This is a genomic window from Actinorectispora metalli, assembly GCF_056323685.1.
The window spans coordinates 2,805,259-2,821,478 of the sequence record NZ_JBREYE010000001.1; the positions used below are offsets into that span (position 1 = coordinate 2,805,259).

General features: G+C 69.0%; 14 protein-coding genes. 8 read left to right on the forward strand and 6 right to left on the reverse strand.

Going from position 1 to position 16,220, the window contains the following annotated elements; genetic code table 11:
• Positions 1 to 12: 12 nt before the first annotated feature.
• From surE to ACU6XJ_RS13195, 5 genes are all read right to left on the reverse strand, one after another.
• Entirely contained in the window at positions 13 to 792 is a 780-nt protein-coding gene (gene surE, locus ACU6XJ_RS13175) for a 5'/3'-nucleotidase SurE (RefSeq protein ID WP_476310365.1), read from the reverse strand.
• Entirely contained in the window at positions 793 to 1,983 is a 1,191-nt protein-coding gene (locus ACU6XJ_RS13180; RefSeq protein ID WP_476310368.1) for an aminotransferase class III-fold pyridoxal phosphate-dependent enzyme, read from the reverse strand. It abuts the gene before it with no gap.
• On the reverse strand, positions 1,976 to 3,232 hold the full coding sequence (locus ACU6XJ_RS13185) for a glycosyltransferase (RefSeq protein WP_476310370.1): 1,257 nt from the start codon (positions 3,230 to 3,232) through the stop codon (positions 1,976 to 1,978). Before ACU6XJ_RS13185 ends, ACU6XJ_RS13180 begins: the two co-directional genes overlap by 8 nt.
• Positions 3,233 to 3,263: 31 nt before the next feature.
• Positions 3,264 to 4,073, reverse strand: coding sequence for a phytanoyl-CoA dioxygenase family protein (locus tag ACU6XJ_RS13190; RefSeq protein WP_476310373.1), 810 nt, complete (start codon positions 4,071 to 4,073; stop codon positions 3,264 to 3,266).
• A 74-nt stretch (positions 4,074 to 4,147) separates the two neighbouring features.
• On the reverse strand, positions 4,148 to 6,121 hold the full coding sequence (locus ACU6XJ_RS13195) for a carbamoyltransferase family protein (RefSeq protein ID WP_476310376.1): 1,974 nt from the start codon (positions 6,119 to 6,121) through the stop codon (positions 4,148 to 4,150).
• 535 nt (positions 6,122 to 6,656) lie between these two features.
• On the opposite strand from ACU6XJ_RS13195, the gene ACU6XJ_RS13200 reads away from it, so the two are divergent.
• Positions 6,657 to 7,532, forward strand: coding sequence for an aminoglycoside phosphotransferase family protein (locus ACU6XJ_RS13200; RefSeq protein ID WP_476310379.1), 876 nt, complete (start codon positions 6,657 to 6,659; stop codon positions 7,530 to 7,532).
• On the opposite strand, the gene ACU6XJ_RS13205 is transcribed toward ACU6XJ_RS13200, so the two are convergent.
• Positions 7,529 to 7,807: a hypothetical protein gene (locus tag ACU6XJ_RS13205; protein WP_476310382.1), complete on the reverse strand. Its 279-nt coding sequence runs from the start codon at positions 7,805 to 7,807 to the stop codon at positions 7,529 to 7,531. The genes ACU6XJ_RS13200 and ACU6XJ_RS13205 overlap by 4 nt on opposite strands.
• A 370-nt stretch (positions 7,808 to 8,177) precedes the next feature.
• Here ACU6XJ_RS13205 and ACU6XJ_RS13210 point away from each other — a divergent pair, with 370 nt between their 5' ends.
• The 7 genes from ACU6XJ_RS13210 (at position 8,178) to rpsG (ending at position 16,195) form a co-directional block, all read left to right on the forward strand.
• Positions 8,178 to 9,749, forward strand: coding sequence for an AMP-binding protein (locus tag ACU6XJ_RS13210; protein ID WP_476310385.1), 1,572 nt, complete (start codon positions 8,178 to 8,180; stop codon positions 9,747 to 9,749).
• Positions 9,750 to 9,752: 3 nt separating this feature from the next.
• Positions 9,753 to 11,372: an ABC transporter transmembrane domain-containing protein gene (locus ACU6XJ_RS13215; RefSeq protein ID WP_476310388.1), complete on the forward strand. Its 1,620-nt coding sequence runs from the start codon at positions 9,753 to 9,755 to the stop codon at positions 11,370 to 11,372.
• Positions 11,369 to 13,150, forward strand: coding sequence for an ABC transporter ATP-binding protein (locus ACU6XJ_RS13220; protein ID WP_476310391.1), 1,782 nt, complete (start codon positions 11,369 to 11,371; stop codon positions 13,148 to 13,150). The genes ACU6XJ_RS13215 and ACU6XJ_RS13220 overlap by 4 nt, the downstream gene beginning before the upstream one ends.
• Positions 13,150 to 13,467, forward strand: a complete 318-nt coding sequence (locus ACU6XJ_RS13225) for an acyl carrier protein (RefSeq protein ID WP_476310394.1) — start codon at positions 13,150 to 13,152, stop codon at positions 13,465 to 13,467. Before ACU6XJ_RS13220 ends, ACU6XJ_RS13225 begins: the two co-directional genes overlap by 1 nt.
• Before the next feature lie 73 nt (positions 13,468 to 13,540).
• Positions 13,541 to 14,986: a KamA family radical SAM protein gene (locus ACU6XJ_RS13230; RefSeq protein ID WP_476310397.1), complete on the forward strand. Its 1,446-nt coding sequence runs from the start codon at positions 13,541 to 13,543 to the stop codon at positions 14,984 to 14,986.
• Positions 14,987 to 15,348: 362 nt separating this feature from the next.
• Positions 15,349 to 15,723, forward strand: a complete 375-nt coding sequence (gene rpsL / locus ACU6XJ_RS13235) for a 30S ribosomal protein S12 (RefSeq protein ID WP_476310400.1) — start codon at positions 15,349 to 15,351, stop codon at positions 15,721 to 15,723.
• 1 nt (position 15,724) lies between these two features.
• The gene (gene rpsG, locus ACU6XJ_RS13240; protein WP_476310402.1) at positions 15,725 to 16,195 is read left to right on the forward strand and encodes a 30S ribosomal protein S7; all 471 of its coding nucleotides are present in this window, start codon (positions 15,725 to 15,727) and stop codon (positions 16,193 to 16,195) included.
• Positions 16,196 to 16,220 lie beyond the last annotated feature (25 nt).

The following is a 16,220-nucleotide window of genomic DNA, read 5'->3' on the forward strand; positions in this document are numbered from 1 at the left end:
CTTTACCCGTGCTCATCTCGAATCGCTCTCCCCAGTCATGACCTTCTGCACCCGGCGCTGGACCTCGGCCAACTCCGCCTTCAACATCGCGGGCCGCACCCGGCCCGCCAACGGCGTCACCGTGACGTAACCGGCCTTGAGCAGCGCGACATCGCTGTCCGGCGCCGCGGCTGTGGTCTCCGCCGACAGTTCGAGCACGCCGCCGTCCGCGATGGACACGTACGGCGCGGTGTCGGCCAGGGCGGCGGCCCGGATGCCCCGCACCCGGTCGAACTCCAGGTTGGGCACGTTGACGTTCCACACGTTGCCGCCACCCAGCCGCATCACCACGTCCAGCAGCAGCACGCCCAGTTCCGCGGCCGCCTCGTAGAACGGTGGGCCGTCCTCCTCGCCGCCGGTGGAGTACACGTCGTCGCTGCTGATCGCGATGGCGGACAACCCGAACGTGGCCGCCGTCAACGCGGCGCCGACCGTGCCGGAGTGCGGCGTCATCCGCCCGACGTTGGGACCGTGGTTCAACCCGACGATCACCCCCGCGGGCCTGCGCTCGGCGGGGCCGGTGCAGGCGGCGGCGACCATCAGCGCAGGCGGCGCGTTGCGGAACCGACAGCCGGTGCCGTCGATATGCGTCAGCGAGGCGGGACCGCCGGGTACCTGGAGGCAGGTTCCCGCCGAGGTCCAGCCGGTGTCGTTGGCGTACACCAAGTGCTCGCGACCCGCCGCGGCCAGCGCCCCCGCGACCGTGCGCAGGCCCAGCGCGTCGGCGCCGTCGTCGTTGGTGGCCAGGATCATTCAGATCACCCGCGCAACCGCGTCGTAGCCCGCGCGGATCGCGTCCACCGCGAGCCGCACATCCGCTTCGGTGGTGGCCGCGCAGGTGAACCAGTGGTGTGAGGCGTGCAGCAGCGCGCCGTGCCGCCACACGGTGTCGTAGAAGACCCGCTCGGCACGGGCCAGTGCTTCGCCGTCCAGGTCGAAGGTGTGAAACGGCATTGGCGCCAGCCCGATGGGACGTGCGGGCACACCTGCCGCGGCGGCTGCCTCGGCGATGCCCGCCTGCAACTGCCTGCCGCGCTGCCACAGCACGTCGATCGCGTCGGTGCCGCGCAGCCGCTTGATGGTGGCCAGCGCGGCGGCCATGCCGTCGGTGCCGCGGAAGAACACCGAGGACATCGACACCGAGCCGATGGTGCGCATGATCTCCCGGCGACCGGTCAGCGCGGAGATGCTGTGCCCGTTGGCCATCGCCTTGCTCAGCGTCACCAGGTCGGCGTCCACCCCGAAGTACTCCTGGGCGCCGCCGAGCGCGAGCCGGAAGCCGGTGCGGATCTCGTCGAAGACCAGCACGCTGCCGTGGTGGTCGGCCAGCCGCCTGCATTCCAGCAGGTACTCGCGGTCCAGCGGCTCGCTGTCCGCGGGCATCACCACCAGCGCCGCGACGTCGTCGCCGTGCTTGGCGAACTCCTTGCGCAGCGCATCGGGGTCGTTGAACGGCAGTGTCACCGTGAGCGCGTGGTAGTCGGCCGGGACGCCGTTGCCGCGCGGCGCGCACCAGTCGTGCCAGCCCTGGTAGCCCCACCGCAGCACGGTCTGCCGACCGGTGAAGGCGCGGGCCACCCGCACCGCGGCACTGGTCGCGTCCGAACCGGTGCGCATCAGCATCGCCATCTCGGCGTTCGGCACCACCTGCGTGAGCAGGTCGGCCAGTTCCAACTCCTTGACCTTGCGCAGCGTCGGCGCCACCCCGTCGCGCAGGTCGTCGATCACCGCCGCGGTCACCTCGGGGTCGACGTGCCCCAGCACCACCGAGCCGAAGCCCAGCAGCAGGTCGACATAGCGGCGGTCCTCGACGTCCCACACATAGGCGCCTCTGGCGCGGGCCACCCACTGCGGTTCGGCCTCGCCGCAGTCCCCGCCGAGCAGGCTGGGCTTGTTCAGCACCGAGCCGTCCAACTCCGCGGCCCTGGCGATCAGCTCACGCATGCGCCGACTCCGACCGGACCAGGCCCAGCGCCCGCACCTGCGACCACGCGGCGTCCATCCGCTGCGCGGCCTCCACCCAGGTGGGCAGGAACTCCGAGGCCTTCTTGGCCTCCGCCGCCAGCCAGTCCCGCTTCCGCTGATCGGTGAGCAGCGAGACGATGCCCTCGGCGATCTCCTCGACGGTGTCGGCTTCCAGCACCGCCTTGCGCACCTCGGGCGCCAGGCCCTGCATGCCGACCTGGGTGCTCACCACCGCGCAGCCCGCGTGCAGGCTTTCCAGGATCTTCGACTTCACCCCGCCGCCGAAGCGCACCGGGCAGACGAAGACATCGGCCGAGTCCAGCAGCGGACCGAAGCTGGGCAGCACCCCGCACAGGTGCACCCACTCCGGCGGCTTGACCCCAAGAGTCTCGGCGTCCAAGCCGTTGCCCGCGATGACCAGCAGCGCATCCGGGACCCTGGCCAGCACGCGCGGCCACACCTCGTCCATCAGCAGCAGCGCCGCGTCCCGGCTGGGGCTCCATCCCGCGCTGCCGGTGAACACGACCCGCTGCCCGGTGGCGGGCAGCGCGTCGAAGGCCTCGCCGCCGGGGTCGTCGGGGCTGAAGTGGTCGCAGCCGTTGGGCAGCCAATGCGCTGGCAGCGTCGGCATGATCTCCGAGATCACCGCCACGTCATCCACCGACACCCCGCCGACGGCCGCGGAACGGCCCCAGGCCGCGATCTCCAGGTCCCGCGCCAACTCCCAGCGGCTGCCGCCCTCGCCCGTGACCGACTCGCGGTCCTTGTCGAGTTGGAACTCGATGTTCTCCTCCACCAGGAAGATCGGCACCGGCGGCTCGTCGGGGATGTGGTCGGTCAGGAAGTAGCCTTCGACGTGGATGAAGTCCATCGGCTTGTCGCGGAGGAACTCCCGCAGGTAGGGCCGCAGCGAAGGACACCGGTACTGCCGGATGCGTTCCGGCGCGGGGTCCTCGTCGGCGGTGGTGGGCTCCGCCTCGAAGAAGGTCACCGTGCGGCAGCAGGTCAGCAGCGCGTCGATGGTCGCGGTGTCCCTGGCGAAGTGCGGGGTCACGCCGACGAAGTGGATCTCGTACTCGCGGCCCAGCATGGACAGGAACTGCCATTCACGAATCTGCCCCCCGCTGTGCGGCGGGTACGGCGACTGGTTCGTGAGGTACAACAGCCTGCCCTTCACCGTGTCCGGGAACGGGCCCGGCGACGGACGGCTGACGGAGTTGCGCGGCACGGCTTTCCCCCAGTGGTGGTGTCGGTCGGGATCAGTCGGCGAAGATGCCGTCCGTGTTGGTCGGGCCGCTGCGGTTCGGGCGGCCCACCCAGTCCCGCGGCAGCCCGTCCACCACGCCGAGGCCGGACCAGATGTCGTAGCCGAGCAGCTTGCGCTGCGATGCGGTGAGGTTGCGGCGGAGTTCGGGGTCCAGTGAGCGGAACACGTTCTCCTGCTGGCGGATGTAGGGCGCGCAGTAGTGCGACAGGATCGCCGCCCGGGTCTCCGACTCGGTGGTGTTCGCACCGGCGCCGTGCCACACCCGGCCGTCCAGCACGACCGCGCAGCCCGCCTTGCCCAGGATCTGCACCAGCGGCACGGTGTCGGTGACCGGCGCCTTGCCGATCAGGTGGCTGCCGGGGGAGATCACGGTGGCACCGTTGGTCTCGGTGAAGTCGTCCAGCGCCCACAGGATGTTCAGCGCGTGCGAATGCGCCCACGGCTCCTTGACGTACTGCTGGTCCGCGTGCAGCTTCTGCTGGACGTTGCCGGGGTGGGTGATGTTGGCGACGATGCTGGCCAGCAGCGGGTCCGGGCCGAGCAACTCGTGCACGAACTCCATGCCGACCGGGTTCTCGGCCAGCTCCATGAACTCCGGGCCCTTGTTGAGCAGCATGAACACCTTTTGGTTCCCGTTGGAGAACCACCGGGTGCCCTGCTCGGTCTCCAACGCCGCGACCTCTTCGACCCGCTTCTTCAGCGCGGTCACCTGCTCGCCGGTCAGCGCGTCGGCGATCACGCAGTAACCGAACTCGGCGAGGTCCTTCTTGGCCCGCTCGCGGTCGGCAGTCGGCTGTGGCAATTCAGCTGGCAATCCAGCACTCACGATCTTCCCCATGTCTTCTCGTCGGTGAACCTGCGCCGTGGTGGGTCGGGTCAGCTCGGGATGACTCGGATCAGCCTGCGGTCCCAGAGCAGCCGGATCTCGGCCACCAGTTCCGCCTCCTGTTCGAGGTCAAGCGCCAGGTCGCGCACCCGGCCCCCGCCGCCGCGCAGCACCTCGGCGGCCTGCTCGCTGATCTCGGTGCGGCGGTTGGGCTGCGCGGTACGCACCACCGCCTGCCGCTCGGCCAGCCGACCCGTGTCGCGCACGATGTGGCAGAACGGCAGCAACTCGCAGCGCACCTCCGCCAGCCGCTCCAGCAGGTTCGGCTTGGCGGTCACCAGGTACGGGCCGACCACCAGCAGCGACAGGCCGGTGGTGAGGAAACAGGCCACCGTGTCGTCCACGCTCTGCACGATCGGCTCGGCGTAGTTGTTGAACGAGGTGTTCAGCAGCACCGGAACGTCGGTGATCGCCTTGAACTCCTCCAACAGCGCCGCGAACCGCGGGTTCTGCTCGGGCCGCAGCACCTGCACCCTGGCGGTGCCGTCCACATGCGTGACCGCGCCCAACCGCTCCCGCTGCTCGGGACGCACCGGCACCACGAAGCCCATGTAGCTGTAGTCGGCGCTGACCGCCTCGGGCAGGTCGAAGAACCGCTCGGCATCGGCCGCGGCGACCACCGGGGCGAACGGGCGGTAGTCCTCGCGCTGCTTGATCAGGCGGTTCACCCGGTCCCGGTTCTCCGCGGGCCGCGGGTCGGCGATGATGCTGCGGTTGCCCAGCGCCCGCGGACCGAACTCGGCCCTGCCCTGCGCCCAGCCGACCACCGCGCCATCGGCGAGGGCCTTGGCCACCTGCTTCTCCAGGTCGGCAGGCTCGGTGTAGTCGACGAAGTCGCCCCACCCGTCCAGCCGTCTGCGGATTTCGTCGGGCTCGCCGAGCGAGACACCCAGGTAGGCGGTGCCGCTGTAGCGGCCGGTGCGGGGCTTGTCGGTGACATCGCGGTCCACCAGCATCGCGGCGCCCAGTGCGGCGCCCGCGTCATGCGGGGAGGACGGGATGAAGACGTTGTCCAGCAGCGGCGAAGCCAGCAGCTTGCCGTTCAGGGTGGTGTTCTGGCCGACGCCGCCCGCGATGCACAGGTTGCGGCAGCCCGTCTCCTTCAGCCAGTACTCGGTGATGTGCAGCGCGACCCGCTCCAGCAGCTCCTGGGCGGAGGCGGCGAGGTCGCGATGGGTCTGGGTGATCGGCTCGGAGGCCCGGCGCGGGCGCAGACCCGCCTCGAACAGCCGCGGCACTACTTCCATATGCGGCAGTTCATAGCCGCCGTTGTCGAGGAGCGTGGCCAGCGGGGCGAGGGTGTCGCGCCACGGCGCGGGGTCGCCGAAGCAGGCCAGCCCCATCACCTTGTACTCGTCGAACTGGCGGTAGCCGATCAGCTTGGTGACCGCCGTGTAGAAGTGCCCGAGCGAGTCCTGCCGCGAATAGGAGCGCAGCGGGCGCAGGCCCGTCTCGTCGCCGAGGTACACGCTCACGCCGTGCCGTTCGCCGTTGCCGTCGGTGACCAGCACCAGCGACTGGGCGAAGCCGGAGTCGAAGAAGGCCGAGGCGGCGTGCGTCTCGTGGTGGGTGCGGAACACCAGCGGCCGGTCCCGCAGGTCCAGGCCGAGCGCCTCTTCCAGGCGTTCGTGGATCACCTCGCGCGAGGGTTTCACCGGCAGCAGCGGGTCCTTGGCCGCGGCGAAGGCCAGCTCGAGGTCGGTGAACTCCTCCTCGAAGAAGTACGCGACGTGCGAAATGTCCGTCGAACGCAGGTCGGCGACATCCAGGCAGGCGCGGATCGCGTGCACCGGGAACCGGTTGGTCTGCTTGTCCCTGGTCAGCCGTTCCTCTTCGACCGCGGCCAGCGTCCGCCCGCCGTCGACCAGCGCGGCCGCGGCATCGTGGTAGAAGCCGAAGAACGTCGCGGGGTCATAGTCCTCTGCTTCGGTACTGAAAAGTCCGGAGAGACCCAGAATCGCCATTATTGATCCTTTGGCAGTCACGCATGGCAGGCCAATGCACAGTGAAACGCCCGCGTCGAAAACGTATGGAATAGGTGAACGAAGCGTACGGACTCGCGTTACCGGTTATGCATAAACAGAGAGTCGGCCGTCCAATAGCGTTATGGACGGCGACGGCATGGGACCTCGCCCATCACTTCCACTCTACCCCCAGAGTGACACGGTGTTCACAAACAGAGTTCAGATAACAGGCACGCAATGATGGGGAGTATAGGGCACCGTCTCGTGGGCGGTAAAGAGAACGCAACAGCGCTCCGCGATCGGGTGAGTGGGTAATCACAGTGTCGAGTGCGAGTTGGGCCGGAAGAACCAGCCCAATTCGGACGGCCGGGCAGGAAGCGCTGCTCGTTTTGTTCGGTTGCGCAGGCAAGTTATGCCGATTGAGCAGCGGTAATGCATGACTGCATTGCGAGGTTGCGACCTGCCCGTTTGGCCTGCGTAGTGTTAGCCGCCGGTCCCTCACCTGAACGGCAGGATTCTCTACGGCAAAGGGTTCATGGTGATTAGCGTTCCTCCCGCGTTCGCCGCGGATACCACCGTCCGGTACGGCGAAAACGGACAAAGATGGCTCACCCGACTTCCCGGGACAGTCGACCGGTTATGCACAAGCTGGGGACTGACCATTGCAGGCGAGGTGATGTACGGCAATTGCGCGATCGTCGTGCCTGTTCAGCGGGGTGCCGCGCCCTGCGTGCTGAAGGTGTCCTGGATCGATGACAAGACCAGGCACGAAGGCCCCGCGCTGGCCTTCTGGAACGGCAAAGGCGCAGCTCAGCTGCTGGCGACCGAGCCCGATCACGGCGCCCTGCTGCTGGAGCGGCTGGACGAGACCCACCCGCTCAGCGCGGTGCACATCGACAAGGCCGTGGTGATCGCGGGTGAGTTGCTGAACCGGCTCTCGCAACCGGCACCTGAGGGGTTTCCGCTGCTCGGCGACCTGGCAGGGCAGTGGCTGGAGGACATCGAGCGGCTCTGGGCGCAGGTGGGCGGGCCGATTCCCCGCAGGTTGGTGGACGCCGCACTGGGGACCTGCCGGGAACTGGTGCCGACGTTGGGAAACCTGCTGGTCAACCAGGATCTGCACTACGACAACGTGCTGCGCGGGGACCGGGAGCCGTGGCTGGTGATCGACCCCAAGGTAGTGGTCGGCGATGCCGAGTTCGCGGTCTGCCCGCTGCTGTGGAACCGCGTCGAACCCGGTTCCGACCTGCGTTATCGCTTCGAGCGGCTGGTGGAGGTCGCCGAGTTGGACACCCAACGCGCGGCGGCTTGGTCGCTGGTGCGGGCCGTGGAGTATTGGCTTTGGCTGCTGTCGGCCGGGCGGCGGAACGACCATTCCGCCGCCCGAGTCGCCGAGCTGTTCACCGTTTAGCTTTCAACCGGTGAGGTTATTGCATAAGAGATGCAGGTCACAGCCGCCCGGGCGGCGGACAAAGCCTGCTGAAGTTCCGTATTCAGCGATGCGTCGAACTCCTTCGATCGAGCGAATGCGCCTGCGGCATGCGTGGTGCATTCGAGCAGGCAGATCAGTGCCTCATCGCGTGGATCCGACCGGTTCGCCGAGCTTCGGAGGAGTTGCGTCATCTGTTCCAACTGTGCCGCAAGCCGCCCATCAGTTATGCCGGATTCGAGATCGGAAAATGCCATGCCGTGGGTTGTAGACACGTTCTCCCCCAGGAAGGTCTTATGCCTAAACTGGCAAACACTTCGCTCGTTCACTCGCATCAGTGCTGCGCAATCCGACCCTAGCCTGTTACGCCGTCGCCATGCTAGCGTCTAGTCGCCAACAACATGTGCGAGATAGATCCCCATGTGCTCTGTGTCCAGTTCGCTCGGCACATTCGTTGGGGATTCGGTTGCGGCGGATTAACCTGGGGGTCGCTGTTGTCTATTTCACTCTGCCCGCCCGCATGATCACCATGCGGGCGACCGTCAGGTATTAATCGTCGCGAATGACGAACGGTAAGCCCGGGCCTACGACCCCCGGGTGTGCGCCAGAGAGTGGAGATAAGCCGAGATGGGATTTGCTGGGGGCCAGAACTTCACCGGCGGGAACGTCGTCAACGCCTTCTTCGAGGTCGCCAGAGCCGACCCCGACCGGCTGGCGATCACCGAGAACGGTGTCGAGACCAGCTACGCGACGCTGGCGGGCTGGGTCCGCTCCGTCGCCGCCGAGGTGGCGACCGACCGCGAGGACGCCGGACCGGTCGGCATCATCGAGGGCTTCTCCGCCTACAGCGTGGCCGCCGCACTCGGCGTGCTCGCGGCGGGCCGCTACTACCTGCCGATCGACCTCGGCGACCCCGCGCCCCGCCGTCAGGTCAAGGTGGACGGTGCGGGCTGCACCGAGGTGATCTCCACCGCGGCCAACGACCCCGCCATCGACAACGTGCGGATCATCCGGCCGAACTGGGACAACGACCCCGGCGCGGGCGAGCAGGACGCCGCCACCGTCGGTCCGGACACCCCGGCCTACCTGCTCTTCACCTCCGGCAGTACCGGCACCCCCAAGGGCGTGCTCACCCCGCACAGCGCGCTCAACGCGGTGGTGCCCGAACTCCAGCGGATCTACGCCATCGGCCCGGACTCCCGCGTGCTGCACTTCGTCCCGCTGGTCTGGGACTCCAGCCTCGAGGAGATCCTGCCGACGCTGACCACCGGCGGCGCGCTGGTCATCGACGACGACGCGGAGATCTCGCTCGACCGCAGCGCCGCCGACCGCGGCATCACGGTGCTGAACCTGGTCACCACGTACTGGAACGACTTCGTCGGCTTCCTGCTGGAAGAGGAGGAGCCGTTCCCGCCGAGCATCCGCACCGTCATCGTGGGCGGCGAATCGGTCCGGCTGGACATGCTCGACCGCTGGCACCAGCTTGCAGGCACCGAGAACGTCCGGCTGGTCAACACCTACGGCGCCACCGAGACCGGCCTGGTCACCCACGCCGTGCAGCTGGCGGGCCCGGAGGCGACCAAGGACTACCGAGACCCGGTCACCGGCGGCAAGGTGCCCATCGGCGGCCCGCTGCCGCACGTGCACCAGAAGGTCATCGCCGAGAACGGCACCGAGGTCACCGAGGTCGGCGCGGTCGGCGAGTTGTACCTGGCCGGACCCAACCTGGCGCTGGAGTACTACCGCTCGCCCGACCTCACCGCCGACCGCTTCCCGACCCTGGACCTGGGCAGCGGACCGCGGCGCTACTACAAGAGCCGCGACCACGTGGAGATCGCCGACGAGCACGGCTCGCTGATCTTCCGCAGCCGCATCGACCACATGGTCACCATCCGCGGCCACCGCGTGGAGCCCGGCGAGGTCGAGTACTGGGTCGGCGTGCACCCCGACGTGCAGACCGTGGTCGTCGCCGAGGCCAAGAAGGCCGACCACAACACGCTGCTGGCCTTCGTGGTCCCGCGCGGCGCGTCGGTGGACGAGGCGGCCCTGGTGGAGCAGCTCACCAAGCACCTCAAGGCCAACTGCCCCGCCTACATGGTGCCGTCGCGGATCTTCGTGGTGCCCGAACTCGTCTATACGAGCACCACGAAGGTCGACCGGCACGGCACCCGCGATCGGTACTTCGACGGCAAGTGGTGAGGCGTGACCAAGCTCGATTCGCTTGATCCGAACGGCCCGGTCCGGTTCCTGTGGTCGCTGCTGCGGAACCGGCCCGGTCCGATCGCGCTCAGCGCCGTGCTCGGCGCGCTGTGGATGGCGCCCGGCGCGACGCTGCCCTTCGTCATCGGCGAGGCCATCGACAACATCATCGGCGCCGGTGACGCGTTGCTCGGCTGGGTCGCGCTGGCCGTCGGACTGGCATTGCTCCAGGCCGCGGGCGGTGCCGCGCTGAACTGGGCGGCCGCGATCAGCGCGCTCACCACCGCCGAGGCCACCCAGCAGGCCGTCATGCGCCGGGTCGCCGAACTGGGCGGTGCCACCACCCACGGCACCCGCTCCGGAGACATCCTGGCCGTCGGCACCTCGGACGTGGAGACGGTCAGCAACGCCTTTGAGGCGATCGGCCGCACCATCGGATCGATCCTGGCGTTCCTGGTCGTCGCGGTCGCGCTGACCCTGACCACCCCGCTGCTCGGACTCATCGTCGCCATCGGCGTGCCGCTCGCGGTGCTCGCGATCGGGCCGCTGCTCAAACCGCTGCGCGAACGCAACGAGGAGCAGCGCGACCAGGTCGACGAGGCCACCTCGCACGCCGCCGACATCGTCGCGGGCCTGCGCATCCTGCGCGGCATCGGCGGCGAGCGCCGGTTCACCGAACGCTTCGCCGAGGTCAGCCAACGCGTCCGCCGGGCGGGCGAGGCCGCGGGCCGCAGCGAGGCGCTGCTCACCGCGGCGGGCCTGTTCCTGCCCGGACTGGTGGTCGCCGCGGTCACCTGGTTCGGCGCGCGGCTGGTGCTCGCGGGCACCATCAGCGCGGGCGAACTGGTGACCTTCTACGCGGGGTCGGTGTTCCTGATGATGGCCGTGGAGAACGTCACCGACACCGCGAACACCTTCAGCCTCGCCCACGTCGCCGCGGGCCGGGTCTGCAAGGTGCTGCGCATCGAACCGGTGCTTACCTCGGCCGCCGAGCCGACCCCGCTGCCGCCGACGCTGACCCTGCGCGACGAGGAGACCGACACCACCGTGCGGGCAGGCGCGCTCACCGTGATCAGCGGCCCCGCCGAGCCGATCCGGCGCCTCGCCGCCCGGCTGGCCCGCCACGCCGATCCCGCCGACGGCCGGGAGGTCACCGCGAGCGGCGTCCCGCTGCGGCAGGCCGCACCGGCCGAGGTGCGCAGGCGGGTCCTGCTATCCGGCCACTCCGACGTGGTGTTCTCCGGACCGCTTGCCGAGGAGCTCACCGCGGTCCGCTCCGGTGTGGACGGTCCCGACCTGGCGCAGGTGCTGCGGGCCGCACACGTCGAGGACATCGTGGAAACGCTGCCCGACGGGCTCGCCGAGGTGCTGCCCGAGGAAGCCAAGTCGCTCTCCGGTGGGCAGCGGCAACGCGTGATCCTGGCCAGGGCGCTCTACGCCGACCCCGAGGTGCTGGTCCTGGAGGACCCGACCTCCGCGGTCGACACTCCAACCGAGGCGCTCATCGCCCAGCGGGTCGCCGCGCTGCGCGCGGGCCGCACCACCGTGGTGCTCACCCAAAGTCCACTGTGGATAGACGTTGCCGACGAGGTGCGGAGCCTGGACCTGGAGGCCGCCCGATGATCACCCGGCTGCCGCTGGCCGAGCCCGCGGACCTGCGTCGCTGGGTCCGCGACTTCACCCGGACCAACGCCCGCTCCCTCGTCCTCACCCTGGGCGCCTTCGGGCTCGCACTCGCCGCGAGCCTGCTCGGCCCCTGGCTGCTGGGCGACCTCGTCGAATCCGTGCAACGCGGCACCACGACCACCCGCGTCGACCTCATCGCGCTGGCCTTCGTCGGCGCGCTGCTGGCCCACGCCCTGCTGGTGCGCACGGCGCGCGTGCTCGCCACCCTGCTCGGCGAGAAGGTGCTGGCCCGCACCCGCGAGGACTTCGTCAACCGGGTGGTCTCGCTGCCGCTGGGCACCGTGGAGAAGACGGCCTCCGGCGACCTGCTCTCCCGCGCCACCTCCGATGTGGAGAAGCTGGACGAGAGCATCCGCTACGCGCTGCCGCACATCGTGATGGCCGTGGTCTCGCTGCTGCTCACCCTCGGCGCCATGCTGCTGACCTCACCCCTGCTGACGCTGGTCATGCTGATCGCGGTGCCGATCCTGGTGCCCGCCGCGCTCTGGTACCGCCGCCGCGCCACCCAGGCCTACGAACAGCTTCTGGTCGACTGGGCCGATGTGCAGGCCAGCATGCACGAAACGGTCCGCGGCGGTGTCTCGGTGGAGTCGCTGCGGCTGGCCCGCAGGCGGGTCGAGCACAACGACCGCGCCCTGGCTCGCGCCATCGGCACCCAGCGCTACACCGTGAAACTCCAGACCCGGTTCTTCCCCGCCTTGGACCTGGCCACCTTCCTGCCGATGGCCGCGATGCTGCTCGTCGGCGGCTGGGCCTACCAGCACGGCTGGGTGGCCCTCGGCGCGCTCACCGCGATGGTGCTCTACGTGGAGCGGCTGTCCGAGCCGGTGTCCGAGCTGATCATGTGGCTGGACGAGCTTCAGATGGGCAACGCCGCGCTGCGCCGCATCCTCGGCGTCGGCAAGGTGCCGCTCGACCAGGTCGAGGACGCCGCCGAACCGCAGGGCAGCACCGTGCGCTTCGAGGGCGTGCGGTTCGCCTACGACGGCGGCCGCGAGGTGTTGCGGGGCATCGACCTCGAGGTGCCACCCGGCCAGACGCTGGCCGTCGTCGGCACCTCCGGCGCGGGCAAGACCACGCTGGGCAAACTGCTGGCGGGCGTCCACCGGCCCACCGAGGGCGCGGTGCGGGTCGGCGGCGCCGACGTGAGCGCCCTGCCGCTGGAGCGGCTGCGGCGCGAGGTCGCCATGGTCACCCAGGAACAGCACCTGTTCGTCGGCACCGTCCGCGACAACCTCACCCTCGCCGACCCGCCGGAGCCGGGCCGCGACTGGACCGACGCCGAACTCCGGCACGCGCTCGCGGTGGTCGGCGCCGACGAGTGGGTCGACTCGCTCGAGGACGGCCTGGACACCGAGATCGACACCGGCGAGGCCGACGTGCCGCCCGCCGTCGCCCAGCAGATCGCGCTGGCGCGCATCGTGCTGGCCGATCCGCGCATCCTCGTGCTGGACGAGGCCACCGCGCTGCTCGACCCGGCCGCGGCGGGCCGCATCGAACGATCACTGGCCGGGCTGCTGGCCGACCGCACCGTCATCGCGATCACCCACCGCCTGGACGCGGCTCGCAACGCCGACCGCATCGTCCTGATCGACGCGGGCGTGATCGTGGAGGCGGGCAGCCACGACGAACTTCTCGCCAAGTCCGGCCGCTACGCCCAGCTGTGGCGTTCCTGGCAGGCAACCGCGCAGTCACAACTAGTAGGAGGTCACTGATGTCGGAAGGCGGCACGGCGGTCCAGACGGTCTCGCAGGCGCGGCACGAGCAGCCGAGTCCGGAGGCGGTGCTGGCGGGTGTCATCGAACTGATCGCCAAGCAGAAGGAACTCGCCGTCGAGGAGATCGACGCCGAGGCCGACTTCTACGACCTGGACATGGACTCACTCGACCTGATCACCCTCTCCCGCCGCTGCGAGAAGCGCTTCACCGTGCGCTTCAAGATCCGCGAGCTCCTGGAGCGCGGCAACTCCCCGCTCAAGCTCAGCGAACTGATCATGGAGTGGCTCGCCGACCAGGCCACCTCCCAGGTTTAGCGCCCTAAACCTGATCATCACGCCGTCACACAACAGGTTTAGGGCGCTAAACCGACGAATCCTGGGGGTCAGGATGAGCGTCACTCACACCACCGTCCCGCTCACCGAGGAAGTTCCCGGCCTCGTCGCCGGTGACCACGGACAGCCCTACGAGTACGAGCGCCGGGAGCTCGTGGAACCGGATTGGCGTCGCTTTCCCGGCTGGCGCTCGGTCACCAGGGAGCAGTGGCACGACTCCCAGTGGCAGCGGGTGAACTGCGTCCGCAACATCAAACAGCTGCGCAACGTGGTCGGCGACCTGCTCCTGGAGCGGTTCTACGAGGACCTGCACGCCGACCAGCAGCAGCTGGCCACCATGTCGATGCTGCTGCCGCCGCAGATGCTCAACACGATGGCCGTGCACCAAGCCGGGCTGCCCGGCACCGAGGCGCCCACCGAGCCCGAGTCGTTCACCGCCGCCTTCTACGCCGACCCGATCCGCCGCTACATGCTGCCCGTCCACTCGGACCGGCACCCGGAGTGGCCCAGCCACCCGCACGCCGAGCGCGATTCGCTGCACGAGGCCGAGATGTGGGTGGTGGAGGGCCTCACCCACCGCTATCCGACCAAGGTGCTCGCCGAGTTGCTGTCCACCTGCCCGCAGTACTGCGGCCACTGCACGCGCATGGACCTGGTCGGCAACTCCACGCCGCAGATCGTCAAGCACAAGCTGGAGCTCAAGCCGGTGGACCGGCAGGAGCAGATGCTGGACTACCTCAAGCGCACGCCGGGTGTGCGCGATGTGGTGGTCTCCGGCGGTGACGTGGCCAACGTGCCGTGGCACCAACTGGAGGCGTTCCTGATGCGCCTGCTCGACATCGAGACCGTGCGCGACATCCGGCTGGCGACCAAGGCGCTGGCGGGCCTGCCGCAGCACTGGCTCCAGCCCAAGGTCGTGGAGGGCTTGGAGCGAGTGGCCCGCACGGCGGGGCGGCGCGGGGTGAACCTGGCGATCCACACCCACGTCAACCACGTGCAGTCGGTCACACCGCTGGTCGCGGCGGCGGCGCGGGCCGTGCTGGACGTCGGCGTGCGGGACGTGCGCAACCAGGGCGTGCTCATGCGCGGGGTGAACGCCACCGCGGAGGACCTGCTCGACCTGTGCTTCGCGCTCCAGGGCGAGGCGAACATCCTCCCGTACTACTTCTACATGTGCGACATGATCCCCAACTCCGAGCACTGGCGGGTCGCCGCCTGGGAGGCCCAGGCCCTCCAGCACGCGATCATGGGCTACCTGCCCGGCTACGCCACGCCGCGGATCATCTGTGACGTGCCCTACGTCGGGAAGCGCTGGATGCACCAGATCGCCTCCTACGACCGCGTCAACGGCGTCTCGTACTGGACGAAGAACTACCGGACCAGCATCGAGGCCGACGACGCCGAGGCGCTGACCAGGCAGTACCCGTACTTCGACCCGATCTACACCCTCCCCGAGGAGGGGCAGCGGCGCTGGCGCGAACAGCAGGTATCCGACCAGTAAAGCACCAGGTCAGACGGCCCTCGGCGGACTCGCCGGGGGCCGTTTTGACCTCACCTGGATGGACCAGGTACCTTTGACTACCGGACCCGACTTGTGTCGGGTGGCTTCGCTTGCCTGCGGGCTAGCGCTGTGCGCAAGGACTGCTGCCTTCAATGGCAGGCAGTCGGGCAACAGCCGCTGCCGCGGGACCACGGCGGAGTTCCTCCATCCCGTTGGGGTTTGTTGACGCCTCCCCGCGGCCTGGGAAGGGCGACACGCCCGACCTCGGGGTACGGAGGCCCCCATGACAGACAACTCAAGTCCAGAGAGCTGATGGGTGCTTCACCGAGCGCCTCAGAAGTAGACGCGAAGAAAGACGGTCCATGCCTACGATCCAGCAGCTGGTCCGCAAGGGCCGCCAGGACAAGGTCTCTAAGCAGAAGACTTTGGCGCTGAAGGGAAGCCCCCAGCGGCGAGGAGTGTGCACGCGTGTGTACACCACCACACCCCGTAAGCCGAACTCCGCGCTCCGCAAGGTCGCGCGTGTCCGGCTGACCAGCGGCATCGAAGTCACCGCCTACATCCCGGGCGAGGGCCACAACCTGCAGGAGCACTCCATCGTGCTGGTTCGTGGCGGCCGGGTGCGCGACCTGCCGGGTGTCCGCTACAAGATCATCCGTGGTGCTCTGGACACCCAGGGCGTGAAGAACCGCAAGCAGGCTCGCAGCCAGTACGGCGCGAAGAGGGAGAAGAGCTGAGATGCCACGTAAGGGCCCGGCCCCGAAGCGGCCGCTGATCTCCGACCCGGTGTACACCTCTCCGCTGGTCACCCAGCTGATCAACAAGGTGCTCAAGGACGGCAAGCGCTCCATCGCGCAGCGCATCGTCTACGGCGCCCTGGAGGGTTGCCGCGAGAAGACCAGCACCGACCCCGTGGTCACGCTGAAGCGCGCGCTGGACAACATCAAGCCGACCCTGGAGGTCAAGAGCCGCCGCGTCGGTGGTGCGACCTACCAGGTGCCGATCGAGGTCAAGCCCGGTCGGGCGACCACCTTGGCGCTGCGCTGGCTCGTCAGCTTCTCCCAGGCTCGCCGGGAGAAGACCATGATCGAGCGCCTGATGAACGAGCTGCTCGATGCGAGCAACGGCCTCGGGGCCAGCGTGAAGCGCCGCGAGGACACCCACAAGATGGCCGAGTCGAACAAGGCCTTCGCACACTACCGCTGGTGAAGCGGGGCGGCGGTGCGGCTCGGCT